We start from the raw sequence: 18,626 nt of genomic DNA, 5'->3' as shown, positions 1-18,626 counted from the left end.
CAAGTCGTCGAGCTCGCGCAGTTCGCCGTACTCAGCGATCAGCCTTCCCGGACCGGGATGCGTCCACAACTCGACCCGCCTGAGACGAGTGGCACCGGCACGGGAACTGGTGACCGTGAGAGACAGACGCATGCTCTCGGTCGTATGCCTATTCGGAACGCCATCCTGCAGCGCGTCGAGTTCCTCGTCGATCAGAGCACGCAGGCGCTCGTCGATCGATCGAAGGAACCCGTCGATCGTTTCTCGGTTGTAATGCCCCCGATGAACAGAACCGCCCGGATATCGAGCGGCTCGCGCCCTTCGTTGGCGAGCCGCAACAACTCTCGAGCGAGCGGCTTCACACGTGCGAGCAGACCAGCGTTGGTTTTCAGTCCGTCCCTATTGTCAAATTTCCCCGTCCATTCCAGTTTTGGCTCCGTACCCGGGTATGACGACTCCACGCCGTCGCCAGGAGCGCGGTCGGCCGGCGCCTCGGCGTCCTGATCCGGTTGCTCCGGCAACTGCTCGGTGTCGACTGTCGACTTCACGGGCGCGTTCCCTGATCGAGACAAGAAACCACCGGGAGCGTCGACCGGTGTGGTGAACGTCCTCATCCGGTTCTCCAGCAACCACAGGTTGCGTGGCATCAACACAGGCTCGGCAAGATCACTACTCGAACCCTTCATCTTCCGATCTCGCAGATAGGTGTTCAGGTACGCGGTGAACAATCCTCCACCGTCATCGACGACCCGGCCCGCACCAGCCCCCGTAGGACCCCCGTACCATCCACCTTCCCGCCCCGGATAACCCAACTCGCACCGGCTCCCCGGAAAACCCAGGTACCGACCACCTTCCCGGCAGCGTCACGAACCACACGGACGTACTCGTCGTACAACCCCAGGAAATGACCCAGTTCATGAGCCAACACACTTTCGTCGGCATCGACAGCCCACCTGAGCTGATCGCTGTTGGTCCCCGCGGCGTCCACCGTGATGGTTCTCGCCGACGGGTCGTGCTCCACCCGCACCCGGAATCCATCCCCGCCAGGCAACCTATAGCCGGGCTTGTTGTAGAACCGGTCCACCGCGGCCTCAGTGCGGGCGAGCATCGCGGTGACATCGGTCTTGCCGTCGCCGGCCACGAAGTTCAGCCGCACGGTGTACTCCTGAACCCACTTGCCCGGCGACACCTCGAGTCGGCGCAGATCATAAGCAATCGGCTGCCAGAACGGTCTCGGTAACTTCACCTTGCGGCCACCATCAACCGCCGGCCTGACAAGCGCTTCGGTCGGCCCGACATCCTCCGCCGACACAACAGCCGGATCAACCCCAGCCCGCGCGGCGTCGACCTGGTCCGCGGTCGGGGGCGCCGGGTCCACCATCCACTCCGCCGACCGCTCGACGCTGTGCGCCCACCCCCGATCGTCGAGAATCGGATGCGGCAACGGAACAGGCGTCTCCGGCACTACCTCGACCCGAGGCGCCAGACCGAGCTCGGCCGCTGTCGTCGGCACACCCCGCACCCGGCTCGCGTGATCCGCGATCCGCTCGGACAGCACTGAAGCCACTCCAGTGGCCTGGGCGACCCCTTCTAGCGCGAACACGGTGACCAACGACGGCTTGAGACCCTGATCGATACGGGCGATCGCCTGATCAACCAGATACCGCGCCCGCGAATCCAACGCCTCCACCTGCGCCGGCGTCAGATCCGCACCGTCCACATCGGATTCTAACGCCAGCTGCAGCGCACGCGCGTGCACCGAGTCCTGCCCAGCGCGGTCACCGCTGGGCGAGGCATCGGACTGCTTTTCGCCCGGTCGCTCCCACCGAACCGGATCCTTCGCAACACGCACCCAACCGCCGTCGTCCGGATCAGTTCCCTCTGCCGGCCCGACCGGACCCCGCAGGTCGGCCACGACCTCACGCGCATCGGGCTCCGGCATGTGCGATGGCTCCTCCTGCACCGGGCCTTCCGGCTGTCCGCCGTGCGGACGCTTCGACGAGCGCTCCCCACTCTCCCGGTCCGGTTCGGACTCGCGTCGGCGCTTCGCCAACGTTTCCGCGTGCAAGACGGGGATCCTGGCCACGATGTCGGCGGCCATGTCGCCCGGCTCCTCGACAGGCCTGGTGGAACGCTGCGACTGCCCCGCCTGGCTCGCCGTGACGGAAGCCAGTGACGCGGAAAAGAGGGCTTCACCGAGGAATTCGACGGCCGGCCCCGGCGTACGAGTCAGCAGGGCCGCCACGGCGCCGGGCACCGGCATCGCCACATACCGGCCCCCCTCGAAGCGATGGAACGTGACCGTGCGGACCCGGGACCTCAACTCCGGCACGCTCGCCAGGTACGACACCGCGGCGGTCAAGACCAGATCGGGATCAGCATGCCGGGCGATCGCATCGCGCACCGCGGTCAGATGCAGGGTGCCAGGGCGGTTATACAGTTGGCGGACCAGCGTGTGCACAACTTTCGCGGTCAGCCCGACAGTCGCCGCCAAGTCCTCCGACGCGGCGAGCGGCGGACCGGCGGAACGCCTCTCGGCTCCCATGGGCTGCACCCAGCTCAGAGTGCTGTTCATCGAAACGCCTTGCACTATCGGAAGCCATGCCACGCCGATACGCTTCCTGAGCTTCGTGAACAACTCCGGCCCTGCCAACCACATGACCTCGTCCTGCCGCATCCTGCCGCCCGACGTGTCAAAGATCTGCTTTCGCATGAAGATGATCTTTGGCGGCAAAAGGTTGTGCTGCGACAGTCCGTAGTTCTCCTCGATCTGGGCGAGATAGGCCCGGGCGAACGGATGGCCCATGGCCAAGACGATCGCGTTGTTGTTGTTCTCCCATCTTTCGACGCCGTCGACAACAGATTTGTTCGTGGTTATGGCGTAGCCGTCCGGCGAGCTGTTGACCTGTTCGAGGACACTCGCGTCCTGCACGAGGTCGTCACCATCGAGATAGAGGCCGCCGAACCGATGCAGGATCTCGACCCGAAGAATATCCGACGCCGTGACGTACCCACGAACGGACAGCTTGTGCATTTCGGTGCGGAAATAGGGGTCCAGCCGCATCGGTGAGTCGGCGTTGAACACCTCGTCGACATTGACCAGGCGGACCCCGTTCACTCGCGCCCACTCGACCATCTCCCGCACCCGGGCAAGGGACTCCGCCGGATCACCGTCCAGCACGGCCTTGATCTGCGCCCGCGGCACGTCGGTCCACAACACCCCCTGGCCCCCCAGCCTCGCGGCGGACTCCACGAGATTCCGCTGACGAACACGAGCGTCCTCCGACCCCGCCAGCGGCCCACCCAGCCAGATCTCGTGCAACGTATTCGGAATCTCCCGCCTGTCCGGCAAGGTATTCGGATCGACACCCCGCGACTCCCACCGGAGCAACTCCTCCGGCCGCCAGTCCGCACTCAACACCCTCTGCTCGACACTTGCCAACGCCGCCGGAGTCACCTCCTCCGCACCAGGCATCGAACGAAGCATGTCGACCCGATCCAGAAGAGTCATACCCTGCGCCGCGTCCAACACCGAATAATCCAACCCCAGCAAACTCACCGGCGCCCGCGGAGCCCGCCGCAAACCAAACAGATCACGCCCCAGCAAACCCTCGACACCACCCCGCCCTCTGGCGAACTCCTCACCCGCAAGCCGATCCAACTCCCCGACAACCACCTCCACCGAAACAGGACCAGACACACCAACGGCCAGACCCAAATTCTCGTCCGTCGGCGCCTCCGGCACCTGGCCTTCCGAAGACTCAACAGGACCCCCGTCGCCCCGTTCCAAGCCCGGACTCGACCTTCCAGAAGGACTCGCGGTGTACAGATCCGGTTCCGGAGACTCGACGCGGCGATCACCGGAATCCGGCGGATACCGTGGCCCGGTCGGGCCGGGAGCCGGGCCGGATGGGCCGCCCTCGCCAGGGCCCTCATCGGGGGCACGCTGGATGGCGTTGTCGAACAGCCGATCCAGAGTCTGGTGCGCGCTGTCCCCCTGCATTCCCAGATCCTCGACGGGAATCAGCCGCAGCAGCTCGGCGGGCTCGACGGCCAGGGCGGTGGGGGCGAATCGGACGACCCTGGAGACCGCCAAGTCGCGGTCCTCATAAGCGAGGTTCGCCAAGGCGTCCAGTATCACGTGGTGTGCGTCCCGCAACCGCCGCAACCGCGCGCGGCTCGCCCCTTCAGGCGGTATTACCCAACCCAGCACCCGGTGTCGCCAGAACGGCGCGACCTCCTCCGGCAATTGATAGGCATACTCGCTCACCGTCCGAGCATCCGGGCCACCGCTCACGAACCGGTTCACGCCGTGCGCGACGAGATCGACCCACACGCGGGCCATTACCGCGTCCGCCGCCTGCTGCCCCCGCGCCCGGCCCGCGTCCGCCACGAGATCGACCATCCCGTCGTACAGCAAGCCCCATGCCCGCTCGGCTACCGGATCAAGGACCCCCCGGCGCTCGATCCCCCACATCTCGTCCGCCCGCGTACGCCACTCCTGTGCGTTGACATTGTCAGGGTCATCAAGGGATTCCCTGGCCTGCTCGAACGCCGCCGACCATCGGTCGAACAGTTGGTTCAAGACGGCCGTGGAACCCGGTGCCCCGGCTTTCGGCCAGACCGGACCTGAGTACGGCGGACGTTCCACTTCCTGCGTGTACTTCGGATAATCGTCGCGCCACAGGGCTCGCAGCCGGTCGGCACGGCCCCTTGGCCAGGCCGTCGCCATGTGTTCCAGGAGCCCGGCGAAGCTGATCTCCGGGGCGAACTCGCTGCCGTTCAGCAGTTGGTCGCGCCTGGTATCCAGCTGTAACGCAGGGCCCGAGCGGTCGGCCGCTATGCGCTCCTCAAGACTCGTCCGATCGGCCGCGATCCGCTCCTCGAGCTTGTCTCGCGCGGCCGAGGTCTGATCCGCGAGACTTGTCGGGTCGGTCGCTATCCGCTCTTCGAAACTACGGCGATCAGCCGCCGCCCGGGTCTCGAATTCCGCACGTGCCTCAGCCGCCTTGACTGACAAATCGTCCAGCTGCGCAGCGAACGGAACCAGCGCGAGTGCCATGTACTCCCACAACTGCCCGATCTGCTGTCGAGAGATGCCGGTCCGCCACACGAGGTCCGCCGGAACATCTTTCGTGGCGTGGAACACCACGGCATCCGCCCGCGCGTGCTCCCACCGGGTAGCCGGCTCCTCGACGTCATTGGCCTGCCGCGCGAGATCGGCCAGGACATCCACGAACGGCCGCTGGCTCGGCGCCGGCCGCGGCCCCAGCCGCCTCGTGGCAAGATCGAGAATGCGGTCCCTGTCCTCGGCCAGATGTTTACGCAGCACTTCCTGTCCTGAAGCGACTTGATTACGCCAGTGCTGCCGGAACTCATCCACCGACTCCTGGAGATGACGGCGCCACGCGGTGAAACCGGCGCTTTCCCAACGCAGTCCGGGCCCCAGCGTCCATTCCGCGGTCCAACCTTCACCCTTGGCAGCGGGCACCGGCCCATTCGGCGTCCACACCCGCAACCTTTCGGCCAGTCCGCGGATCGGCGCGGACACCAGCCACGCGGTCGGCTCGGCCCCGTCCGGCTCCGATCGCTGCGAAGAGCGGGCGGTATGCAACTGTCCAGCCAAGACGGTGACGAGAGCGTCGTACATGGCCCGCTGTTCTTCTGCGGCTACCCCGACCCCAGGGATGACCTCGGGCGGTTCGTCAAGCAGCACCTTGGCCTCGTCACGCAAGGCCGAGACCTCATCCGGGTCCTCGATCCGCGCCAGCTGTGCCGTCGCGACGGCGACCTGCTCGCGAGCCATCGTTTCGTAGCTCAGCCGCAGCGGGTCGAGCCCACTCTCAGCCCCCGTCGACGTCGCGAACTCACGCGTTTCCACTGCGCCTTCCGGCCCGCCCCGTTCCGCGTCGGAACCGGCATCGATGTACAGGTCCCGAAGACGCCTGGTCCCTTGCGTCCTGTGCAGGCCTGGCCCCTCCGGACCGGCCCTCGGATCAGAGCCGCCCTCCGATGTCTGGGGAGAGGGAGGAGGCGCCGGCGGCGGTGCCTCCTCAACCGTCGCCGCCTGTGGAGGCGGCACTACCTCCGAGGAAGCAGTCTCCCGGCTTGGCCCCGGCACCGGGGTGCCCACGATCTCCGACAGTACCGCCCTCGTCGGGTGGAACCTGCCGGTTCGGAGTGCGCTGAACGCCTTCCGCGAGGCCTGCACCAAGTTGTGCAACTGAGGCTCGAAGGGGTAGTGCAGGGCACTGTAACCGACCACAGCGGCAACCGTATCCGGCTGGGGTGAGTGCCCGGCCGCCGCGAGCAGCCGGTGTCCTTCCTGCCGCCAGCGCTCTACCTGCTCCAGACGCTCCGCTCTGCTCGACGGCGTCTCGGCTTCGGGTCCAGCCAGCGCGCTCACCGCCATCCGGACCGCACGCACTCCGCTGGTCGCCCCGTTGCCGCCGGCGACATCGGCCATCCACCCGGCGGCTTGCGGGTTCGTCAGCAGCCACTGAGCTTCCGCCGAAGCACGGCTTCGGAACTCCTCCGTGGCGTGCAAGCGACGCCCCACGGCCAGAGACAGGTCGTCCAGCAGTTCTCGCTCGTCGGCGCTGTACTCCGGGACGGCCTCACCGATACCCAGCCATCGCCTGCCCTGGTTCACCATGGCCTGCCTCGAGGACGCTGTGAGTCCGGGCAGCGCTGCCCGGAACTCGGCCGCCTCGGCCTCAAGGGTTCGGGTGACGGAGAGCAGCATCGCTTGGAACTCACCCGCGCCACGCCCGACCCGTGCCAACGATTCGGCCAGCTCCAGCAACTCGGCGTGGGCTTCGTCTCGGCCCAGCTCTTGGGCGAGCGCCAGCACCGCTGCCCGCAACCCGGCCGCCTGGACAGCCAAATTCCTGGACGGTTCCACAAGGTCGGGTAGCGCCTCCTCCCACCCTCGTACGCCACTCGCTACCTTCTCCAACGACTTGGCCGACGCCGGCGGCATCCCCCGAAGCGAAGCCAATCCGCGTACGACCTCCGCCGTCGGGGCGGCGAGGGCTGGAACCCCGCTGTATTCGAACTGAACCCCGGACAGTTCCTCACGTAGCGACCACAGCGATTCGTTCAGCGTCTTGAGCTTGACCGCGCCCTCAACCAGCTGTGTCTTGAACGCATCAACCAGATCGCGCCCGCGATCGAACAAGTCCTCGTCCTCGAGCAAGGACTCGAACAGCCGCCGCAGCCCGTCCGCCAGCCACACCAGGGCGTTCTCGTCCTTCGTCGGCTTACCCAGCTGCTCCCTAGTACGCGTCCGCGAGGCCAGGAGCGCGACTGTGTCCACCATGTCCGCGCGCACAGCCGCGGCCCGCCGTGCCACCCGGCCGGCGAGATGCGGCACCGGCAGCCGGAGCGCGGTTCGCGCGTCGTCACGCCACGGCCGCGCCAACTCCGATTCAGCCTCCTCGAACTCGGTACGCCAGTCATCGGCCGCCCGGAATATCATCACCCGGACAGCTGGAGCCTGCCCTTCCGGTAGCACCCGCTCGGCCAGCGTCCGGAGATTTCTCAGCTCCGGACTGCTCCACTGCTCCGCGAACCGCCGGAGCCATACATCGGTTCGGCCCGGTTCGGCGCGGATCGAGTTCATCAGGAGAGCAAGGGCTTGCCCGTGTGCCTGTACCAGGTCTTCGGCGAAGGCCCGGAGCGGACCTTCGACGGCGTTCACATCCCCGAACACCGAACGCGCCAGCTCATCCGCGGCTTCGAACTCTGCCAGCGATTGCCCACCCACCGTGACCCAAAGCCGGTCGAGCGCTGCGCTGGGCCGCCGGTGCAGCGAGCTGAGCTCCGCTGGCCCACTCACCTGTCGTTCCACCGACGCCGACGGAGCGAAGCCTGGTGGGTCCGTCCCGCCACGCAACGCGCCGAACTCGCTCATCAGTGACTCCGCGAGGGCGCGCGCGTCAGCCTCCGGCATGCCGTTGCGCATCCGCGCCGTGACGACGTTGCCCATTTCCTCGAACAAACTCGCTTCGGCTGGGGTGTACGGCGGCTTCGCCAGGCCGGTCCGCGCCTCCTCCAACAATGCCTGACCACGCCCCGCATCGGCGGAGCCGACCAGTTCCACCGCGAGGAAGGCCGATATCGACGCGGCTTCGTTCCGGGTGTCGTACGCGTCGAACCAGTCGCTCAGCTCCTCCGGAGTGGCCCCGGACGCCGCGATCCCCTCCAGCTCCTGAGCCTGGGCACGGAATGCGTCCAATTCCCGCGCCGCGTCGGCAGCCTCGAACCGGTGGCCGGACCTCGGGGAGAGCCGGTATGAGTTATACGCGACCCGATCCACCATCGACCGCTGCATCCGAATCCGGCGCCGTGCCACGTCGCCGGCGAGCGGCACTCCCGCCACACCGAAGCCGAGCTTCTCCCTTGCTTCAGCGCGCCACCGCTCCGCCGCACCACCAGACGTCCGTGCGATACCCGGTACGGCAGCCCGAAGCTCCGAAAGCCATCGCGGGGAGCGGACGGAGAAGAGCTCCACCGCGCGGTCCCGCGTACCTCGGAGGCTCAGAACCCGTTCCTGAGCGAGGAAAGCCGGGATATCCACCTCGTTTCGCAGCGCTGCGAACTCCGCACGCAACTCGACGGCGAGTCGGCGCACTTCGGCGGAAAGGTCCGCCGAAGCCGCCACTCCGAATCTGCCCACCACCAGGTCGACAAGGTCGTCGAGCAGACCGCGTTCCACATCACCACGGGCGAAATCCGGGCCGAACAACGAGCGCACCGCGGTCCTCGCGGCGCTCATCGCCTGGTTGCGTTCGGCGTCCAGTTCGGCCAGCCACTCGCGCGTCTGCCACAGCGCAGGCCCATCGTCCCGGTGGAATTCGTGTGAGCCGGATTCCTCGCCGTTCGCCCGTTGGTATCGACGCCGGAGGTCGTCGGCGAACGCGGCCATCGTGGGCGCTGTGAAGAACTCGCCGCTCCCGTCGGTCACGCGGCCGAGATTCGGGTCCTGCCGCAACCCTTCGTTGATGACCAGGAGTTCCAGATTCTCCGCCATCACGTCGGCACGTACGGCGGCCTCACCGGAAAGTCCCATATCCGGCAGATCAAGCAGTTCGCGTGCGGCGTCCCGCAGGCTACCCGACACCCCCGGCTTCTGACTCCACTCGGCCGTGGCCAGCAGCTCCTCACTCCAGGACGACTTCTCGCGGAACTCGATCACACGCTCGGCCGACGCCGCCCGTGCCGCCGATCCGGTCAGCGCTTGCTCCAGCTCTGCCCGCGACGCCGCCAGTCTCGGACCCGCCCAAATCTGTGCGAACTCGTCGCCTGCCCGGGGGTGCCGGCGTGCCGGCGCAACCACTCGTCGACCAGATCCCGGTGCGCCGAATAGACCTCATCCACCAACTCCGGCGGCACCTGTTCGCCGAACCGAGACCGATTCCCGAACACCTCCTCGATCAGCAGATCCACGAAGGTCCGTTTGGTGCCGGCCTCGGGCGGTTCGCCAGACCTGGTGCCGGACGAGACCATTGCCGACGCCCCAATACCATCAGCTGCATCGAGAGCCGCGAGGGCCCTCTCCGCCTCCGCTATGTGGATCTTGGTCTGCACCAAGGCGGCGGCGCGGAGCGCTTCTGGAGCGGAGGAAAGAACCGGCTGTGTCTGTGGCTCGCCGGGCGCGACGGCTTTGCCAAAGAAGCCTCCCTGCTGAACCCATCGCACCTTCCCCCCCACGGCGACGACCGTATTGGCCGCCCAGACGTTGGCCGTTGCACCAGATCTCGTCCAAGCTTGATGGAGCCGGTAGGCAGCCGAGGCACCATCCGCACCGATCTTGTTGATCAAGCAGTTGAGGAACAACAGTTCCGCGTGTCCCGTCTTCGGCCCCGCTTCTCTGAAGACTCTGCTGTTCTTGATGATGTTCGCGCTGGGGCCGCCCGGGGCGGACACCTCATCACCATGCCGGAAGGGATCATCGGTGCGGAGCCGGAAATCCAGCCCCTCGGCCTCCCCATGACCATCAACTACCCACGGTTGCCTTTCATACGGCATTTTGACCGCCCGGGCCCGGCGTCGCCAGCCGCCTCGACCGTCCGGTTCCAGCACCTCGCGCACGTAGTACCGCGACGAAGCGGCCGTGGACAGCAATCCGCTGACGTACATGATGCCGGCGTCGAAAATGTCTCTGATGAAGAACTGTCCGAACGTGCCGAGCTCCCGGTTGGCCAACTCGTAGCTCACCACCTGGTAAGACGAAGGGTCCGGGGCAGCGACCTTGTCGAAACCCTGGTCGTCAACCAAGATTCCACCGGAGGCCTCGAAGAACATGTCACCGAGAGGACGATAGATCTCACGCGCGTAACCGCCGACGGAATGCAGCACCTCGGAGAGCTCTTCCAACCGGGGTGTGTCACCGACCAGGTCTGCGATCACAATCGGCTTCTCCACCGTGTAGCCGAGGAGTTCCCTCACCTCCGGGTCGTCCGCCAGCACGCGGGCCAGCGCCCGCTGTGACAGCGGGGCGTCCGTACTGTCCTTGTCGTTGAGGATGAACCTGTCGCCGGTGAAAATGAAACCCGGGATTGTTTCCCAGGGAGTCTTGACCTGCCGCGAACCTGCCCAATCTCCGTCGAGTTTCGTGACCTTGCACAGAGACTCGGGCGTGGAGTTCCATGCCCACGCCTGCAGCTCTCGCACAATGGCGTCATCGCCAGGGAAACGCACAAGTATCGCCAGCAGCCGGCCCGCGGCACTTCGCAGCGCCAAGGTCTTGACATCGCCCGCGCGCGGTAGCGACACCAGGGAGAAGCCTGTATCCATGTCCGCTGCGGGTCCTGAGTGTGCGAACACGTCGTTAAAGAAGCCCGCCCTCCGCATGGCTCCCGCAAAGTCGTATCCGAACCCGCCGATCGCCGCTGGAATGCCCGTATCGTCACCGATGATCACCACCGGCCGGCCTGGATTCTCACCCAGGGCGCGACGGATACCGGGGGCAGCCAACCATAGTTCGGCGGCCTCGCGCCCCCCGACTTCAACGAGCTGTCCATTGGGCAGTCTGAAGTTCGCGTATCTGCCATGTCCCTCGACCGAGATGATCAGCGGTAGCCGGTCACCCCATGGACCGGGGAACCGGTGGGTTCCCACGGCCAATGCGGTGCCGAAGGCCGCCAGCCTGTCAGCGTCACCGTGCGCAACGACGGGGCCGTTCTGCCCCATCACGCCAGGATGACGGGCAAACCCGCTGCCGTCTGTGGGGAATCCGAAAACCGGCTCGGCCGAAACAAACGCGACGTCGCCGAACTCAAGGTGCCTCTCGACGACGTGCCCGCCCTTGATGATGACCGGCATACCGACTTCTGTCTGGAAGCCGATCGCACCGGAATAGTGGAAGCTCTGCCATGGCCCCAGCTTTGCCAGGAACCGCGCGTTGAGACCGCCGTCTGCTTTCGCGGCTCGGGTGAAGTGGGTCAGCACGATCAACGGCGGCCGGACCGGGCCACCGGTCGCCTTCCGGAAGTACTCCACGCTCAGTAACCACTCCGCGTACACCTCCGGTGCCAGCCGGGCCTTCCTGCCACCGGCGAGAGGTACGACGTAACGGGTGCCGTCACTCTGCAGGTAGATCCGTACCGCGGACGTCCGGGAGGCTTCGGTGGTCGGTGCCCACGGTTGCACGACCGCTGCGTCGGTCCTCGACACGGGGTCTTGCTCGACCAAGAAAGGATCCGTATAGCGGGAGGACGCCCGCACAGAGGAGTCCATCTTGCCGCCCCATCCGGCGGTCACGAAGCCCATGCCGACGTTCTCGCCATCGGCGTTCCCCAGTTGCTTCCACCGCACGTCACCGGCCCGAGGAATCGACACCTGTTCGATCGCGCCGATGTCGTCGTTCACCACTTCGACGTCGCGATACGGGCCGTCGCCACGCAACGCGTCGGCGAACTTCCGGAACTCACCCAAGCGATCCGAGGAGGCTCCCACCACCACTACCGACACGTTCGGCCGCTGGGACACCACCTGGAACGCCGCGGAACGCGCGACACGCTCACCTAACTCCGCCTCAGTGAACACCTGGCCGTCGAAACCGACTCCGCCGGGGACAGCATCAACGAAAACATAGAAAACTTTCGAAATGCCAAGCGGTTCAGAGGTGTGCATCCTGTCATAGAGCGCCCGCCAGGCGGCGATCGTGGCCGGATCGGACGAGAACGCGATACCGCCGGCGTTATTGCCGATCGGTTCGAATTCCGCGGCCGCTCGCCCGGGCGCGATCTCCTCACGCTCGTCGTTGCTCGGAGTCGGCATCGAACCATCCTCCAGCGGCTCCGCCGAAGGCGAATCCAGGATAATGCCCGAGGATTCGAGCAACTCCGGACTCGAATCGATCACTTCATCGGTACCACTGCGCCGCGTGAATCTGGGAACCTCGGGCGCCGACGGCTCCGTTTCGTCACGGCGAGATCGGCTTGTGAACCGACGCTGTGACTCCGAGCGATCGATCGCATTTCCGTCGCGGCTCCTTCGAGCACGATGCGCTCGAAACTCCTCTGCCTCCTCGGCCAGCCGCGGGGTCAGGCCAGGTCTGGGCACGTCTTGATTCAGCGATGACCGTTCCTCGGAGAGGGCGGTGGGGAGAAGCCGAACCTCCCACCGGCCGCGCTGGTCCGGCCCGACTTCCCGAGCAAGCCGAGGCGTCACGTTCCATGTCAAATCCTCTGCTCGGAGAGGAGATCCGGCCGCGGTCAGGACATCGTCGACAAGCCGAGTCATTTCACGCCCAATGGCAACCGACGCCCGCCGGTAAACCTCCGTCGCCCTGTCCTCCTCGAACAGAACGACCAGCACGTCCATCGACCTGAACCCGGCTTCGACCAGGGCCCGGACTTGCTGAGCGGCTTCAGCCAAGGCTTCGAGCTCGCTGGGTGCGAAACGCGGAGACATGATGTCTGCGAACTGCCCGCTCGCCAGGACCTCGGACTCGATAAGACGATCGACTGGCCCTGACTCGGCAGGGACACGTCGGTCCACGGAACCAGTCTGGGCACGTTCGACCTTGAGTTGGTACGTGCCAAGTCTGGGATTCGCGTCGCGGTGCTCGATCGCCCTCACATCGACACGAGCCAGGATCTGCTCAGCCGTCCGGGACCCTCCACCCGCCGGACTCGTCTCGGCCAGCCGGCGCCGGACGCCCGTCGCGATGGCCGAACGCACGATCGCGGTCCGCGGGTCGTCCTCAGGTATGGCCTGGGCCCCGGTTGCGTAGACGTGAACCTTGCCGAGCAACTTCGGCTGCCTGTCGGCGGGCGCGGACAAGGCCGCGTCGACAAGCCCTTCACCGATCCACTCGACGCGCATTCGATCGGCCTCGGTGAGCACGGACGCAGGTCCGATTCCCTGCGCCGTCCACTCGGTCAGCGACCGGTAGTAAGCGATCGGATGACGGGGGCTCGGATGCACGACGAGCTCCCAATCACCACGGCTCTCCTTTGTACCCCGGAGTTGCACTGGCGTGAAATTCCAGCTGGACGGTCGATCGTGATCAACCGGGAAATCCCTGAGCAGGACAGCCTCGATGGCGGCAGAGAGCTCTCGTTTGATGATCGTGACCACGTTCGCGAAATACCTGTCCGCCTGCCGGCTCGGCGGGATATTCACCGTGAACCGCACGTCGAGAGCTTCCCGTCCGGCGTTGGGCCCGGTCATCGCCCCGTGCACCAGTGCCCGAGCACCTGCGACCAGTGCTTCGAGGCCCTCCCGGTACAAGATCGGCGAATGGGGGTCGATGATCTTGCCCTGCGCCAGCCGAACGGGCTGCACGCCGGGCCAGGGTGCTGCCGCATCGGGAATCGCCGGGACCGCCGGATGCGCAGGCGGGGCCGACCTCTCGTCGTCCGGCCCCATGACGGAGGACGGCCCGGCCCCGGCCGGCCCCGGCTCGCGATCCGGACTATCGTCGTACAGGCCTTCGGACGACTCACGAGACCCAGGTTGACCGGCCTCGGCGCCGGACACTGGCGGCCCTCGCACTTCTTGGGCAGTCTGCGAAACTGCAGGTACCACTGCACCGGTCCCGGCGGCCTCCTCTCCGCCCGGCCCCGGCGAATCGACCGGCCCGCCTGTGTGCTCCGGCAACTCGGCGTTGCCCGTGGTCACGCCGAGTTGAGCCGCCAGCTCGGCGACGAGCGCAGCCATCCCCTCGTCCCACTGATCCATGAACGGTTCAAACGCCGACATGTCGTTTACCTCCGCCTCGGCGGCCGATCGCGCGTTCTGTGCGTCGCCCCCGAAGTCGATCCATTCCCCCATCGCCACATCATCGATCTCGGGAGTCGGTTCGACCTCGGCTGCCGGACTTCCCGGACCCACCTCCTCCCCTGGAGCAACCCGCCAAGTTTCATCTCCGGCGTGCTCAACCAGCACGTCATCTCCATCCGGATCGACTTGGGGGGCCAAACCGAGATCAAGGACCGGCAGATCGAACTCATCGGAAATCTCCGGTCGTTCGGCGGCAACTCGCTCAGGGCGCCGCGCCGGGTGTGTCGTGGCGGGTGCCTGCTGTTCGATCGAAGCTTCGTCGACCCCGGCGGTTTCGGCAATCCATACATGCGCGCCTCCATCGAGGACGAGCCCAGCATCACTCACGAATCGCACATGCCGCATGATCTTCTCGATCACAGAATTCCGCATGTCCGCCGGATACGCGCTGACCGCCGCCTCGACCAACTCCCGCACCCGCGCCAAGCGGCCAGGCAGGAACATGTCCTTACCCGTGACCACGATCGACAGTTCACCATCGCCGCTCTGCAGGAACCTGGAGACAAACCCCTGAACTCTCAACCGCAAACGCCTCTCGACCACGACAGACAGGCGCGCACTCTGCGAGTGCAGAAAGAACAATCCCAACGGCCTATCGCTCCGATAATCATCCTCGGTCATCCCCGTCTCGGGATACACGATGATCGAAGCATCCGCTTCCTCAGCACTACTCTTGCTGCCATAGGCTGCCTTGGTTACGGGCACCACGATCCCTCCCAAGAACTCAACAAGCCGACCCTCAAGATGGCTCAAAGCGGTCTTCGCGCGTGCGGTCCACTTTCCCTTCTTGTCAACAAGACCAGAACCAGTCACCACTATCCGGATATCCCGATCCTCACTCCCCGGACGCTGCTGCTCGATCTCACGCTTAAGACGACCCGCCTGCTCCTCAAGCTCCGCCATCGCTTCGCTGAACACCGCCGTCGACTTCGGCCCCAACCCCTTGAACTGTCCCTTCCACACCGCCAACAACTTCCCTTCAGCCCGCCTGACAACCCGCTTGACAACCCGCTTGGCATCCCGCCTGACAACCCACTTCTCGTCAGCCCACAATTCCCGGACTGCCTGCGCGGCCGCCACATGACCTTCTTCCAACGTCTGACCGTGCTCGCGCACATCGAACACGGCACATGCCTGTTTGGCGTCGTAGTACGGGGTATATCGGACCGAATTGCGCAAGATCTCCCCGGCAGGCGTGGAGTCCCCCAGCTTTTGAAGCGCTGCCGCGACTCCTTGCCGCACCAAATGCCAGACCGCCCGCGCATAAGCCGAACGGAGCCGGGGGCGCCGTTTAGCCGTACCGAACTCCAGAACCGGTTTTTCATCGTCGCCGGCCTGCAGCCATTGCCGGACGAATCCGAGCAGCATCGCCGCGATATGTTCCTGCGCGGTCACCGGCAAAACTGACGTGCTCGGGACGAAATACTCGGTGAGCGTCTTCACATTTTCGTACTCCAGCAGAGTCCGCTCCGGAGTTTCACGAACAGAGATACGGACGTCCCCCTCGTGACGGAACGAGGGCGTCTTCGCATCGGCGACCTCCCGGGTAAAACGGAGCCCCAGCGTCTCCGGGTCACCGCCCTGGGCCCTGATCTCATTCCGGAAGAGCCCTTCGAGATGTTCGAACATCCGATCAAGCACTTCATTGCCCGCCTCGAGATCTGCCCTGATCCACAACCGGATGTCCGGCATCTGCCAAGCAGGCGAGGCGGCCTTACACGCCATCGCTACCTTCACAGCGCTCCGCACCACCTCTTCCACCTTCGGCCGCCCGGAATCCTGCCCCGGCTCAGACTCAGGCCCAGGCTCAGACTCGACGAGCGAAGGTGGCCACCGCTTCCCGAAATGCCCTTCCCACTTCAAAGCCTCTTTGTCCCGCCGAATCAGCCGGCCACTCATCCACGGCGGCAGCCGAACCACGGCCATCCCCGCAGGCTCCGTGACCTCCAAGAAGACTCCCGAACCCCTACTTTCGACCTGACCAAAAACAATTGATTCCCGGATAAGATCCGCAGCCGTGATTCCCGCGTCGTCGCCCAACTCGTCCTTGACCACCGAATGGGTCAAACCTGAAACCGCCTCCATACTCATGGCCATACTCGTGGCATGCGCGTGCACGTCAATGGCGAGCTTCGGCCTGAGATCCAGGGGAAGCGCATGGTCCTTCCGGAGTCTCTCGAGCTCCTGGACGAAACCACCTACCTGCAACCTCACACGCTCCGCCTCCACGGCGGCAAATTCGGGACGACTTTCCAGGAACGACGCTTCCAGCCTGTCCGCCGCGCGGTAGCCGGCCACGGTCCGCGCGGGCGATGCGTGAATCTTGATCTCGGCGCGCACCTTGATCGAGTCGCCCTCGGGGTGAACGACACGAGTGAATCGTAGTGGTATCGACACGCCACCAAGAGCATTCACCGCACGAGTCAACAAACTCTCCAGATAGACGAAGAGAACATCATCCTTTGTCAGAACCCTGCCACGACTAATGAGATGCAACCGGATATCAGGCAGTTCACGCCCCGAACGCCAAAGCCGGACAACCTCACGAGCATATTCCGTAGCGAGCTTGACCAGCGCCAGCAGGTCACTCTCCGAAAGCTCCGGTTTGCCTTTGACTGAAAAATCGCCGCTCCACGTTCGAACAACCGCCCCTGGACGAATATCTCGGGCAGTGCCTGACAACCCTTCAGTGAACAGGGGAACAGCCTCGACCGAGGCGCCACCGGCTTCCGCTCCGGTTGTTGTGGGTTCTGTCTGGTTCGTGGTTGTGGTGGTTTGTTCGTCGGTGTCGTTGTTGAGTTGGATGCCGGTGTCGGTGGATGTCTGGCTGGGTTGTTTGATCTGTGGGAGGCGGGTCTCTATCGAATGTTGTGGTGTGATGGTTTTCAGGGTGCCGCCGTCGGGGAATCGCAGTGATCCGTCGGGGAGCATTTCCACGGGTGTGTCCGGGCCACGTACCAGCCGTGGGTGTCCGGCGTCGGTCAGCAGGCCGGCGAATTCCTCGAGCCGGTTGCCGAGGCTGAGGTCGGCCACCCGGCAGCTGAGCAACCACACCTCCGATACCTGTTCCCAGTGCTCGCGCCCGGGCAGCCCGGCACTCAGCAAGATCCGGAAGAGCCCCGCCGTGTCGATCCACACCTCGTCCCCCGATGTCAGCCAATACGAGAACCTTCCCCGCCCGTTCCCGTGGACCGCCGCCGTATACGCCCTCCGCTGCGGCACCGCCCGCAGCACACCCACCTCACCCGGCCTCGGGAAGAACACCCCCGCCGTCACACCCGACACCGGATCGATCAACGGCTCATGCAGAACCTTCGACCACTCGAAACCCGGACCCACCAAATCCACCAACAACACATCAACCGGCGACCCGGCCCCGTCCCGCACACCCGCTGCGGAAGTGTCCAGCACGACCCCTGGTGACGCATCCTGGTGCGGTGGTGGTGCCCTCGGCGGGGCCTCGTCGTCGAGGTCCATCGCGTCGCCGCCGGGATAGCGGACCTCGACCCGGACCCGGCCGACGTCGGTGGTGGCGGGTTCGGATAGTTGTTCGGTGTGGATGGTGACGCGGGCGGTCATCACTTGTTCGAGTGTGGGCAAACCGGTCCACCCGGCTGTTTGTGCGGCGGCCAGGCCATGAGTGACACCGGTCTTGATCGCGTTCTCCAGCACCGTGGCGGCACCGTTTCCGGAGCCGGGGACACCGTCGGTCCCGGCGACCTGGACGACGGCGACGAGGTCCGGCTCGTCGTCCCGGGCGCTCAGCAGTTTGGGTACATAGCCTTCGGCCATCAGCTCGATACGCCGCACATCACTCGCCGACGGCAACCGCACCAGCCCCAGAAGCGGGGCCTCGAACTCGTCCAGCGACCGGTAATCGTCAAGCAGACGACGCGGGCCCGGCTCCGCCACCAGCTCCCAGCTACCCCCGCGTTGCACCCCGTCATCCACCGGCACCGCGGTGATCTTCCACGAAAGCGGCAGATCACCAGCCTGGTCAGCCGCCAGGCCCCGCAAGACACCCACGATCGCGGTCCTCAGCTCCCGTATCAGCAGATTCCCCATCACCCGGAAACGACCGTTCACCTCATCCAGCGACACCTGCACCAGGAACTGCAGACCAACCCCCTCAAACCCGGTGTTGAGCTCACGCGACGCCCGGCCCACCAACAGCTCCGCAGCCTCCACCAACACCCCACGATCCACCGACGACAACACCAGACCACGACCATCACCCGAACCCACCTCCACCCGGCCCCGCGCCACCACCTCCCCACCCACCCCAGACACCACCAACCCACCCCCACCACATCCATCCCCAGCACACCCGGATCCAACAACCACCCCGCCCC

3 protein-coding genes are annotated in these 18,626 nt (G+C 65.7%); all 3 read right to left on the bottom strand.

Features of this window, described 5'->3' with window-relative positions; translation table 11 throughout:
- Nucleotides 1-191: 191 nt before the first annotated feature.
- The 3 genes from MJQ72_RS20100 to MJQ72_RS20090 are packed head-to-tail and all read right to left on the bottom strand — an operon-like array spanning nt 192 to nt 18,555.
- A complete protein-coding gene (locus MJQ72_RS20100; protein WP_240600905.1) occupies nt 192-707 on the bottom strand; it encodes a hypothetical protein in 516 nt (171 codons plus the stop codon).
- Nucleotides 689-9,178, bottom strand: coding sequence for a hypothetical protein (locus MJQ72_RS20095; RefSeq protein ID WP_240600904.1), 8,490 nt, complete (start codon nt 9,176-9,178; stop codon nt 689-691). The genes MJQ72_RS20100 and MJQ72_RS20095 overlap by 19 nt, the downstream gene beginning before the upstream one ends.
- A gap of 35 nt (nt 9,179-9,213) precedes the next feature.
- On the bottom strand, nt 9,214-18,555 hold the full coding sequence (locus MJQ72_RS20090; RefSeq protein WP_240600903.1) for a hypothetical protein: 9,342 nt from the start codon (nt 18,553-18,555) through the stop codon (nt 9,214-9,216).
- Nucleotides 18,556-18,626 lie beyond the last annotated feature (71 nt).

It is taken from the genome of Amycolatopsis sp. EV170708-02-1 (assembly GCF_022479115.1).
GTDB lineage: Bacteria > Actinomycetota > Actinomycetes > Mycobacteriales > Pseudonocardiaceae > Amycolatopsis.
This window is presented reverse-complemented; position numbering and strand designations above follow the sequence as displayed.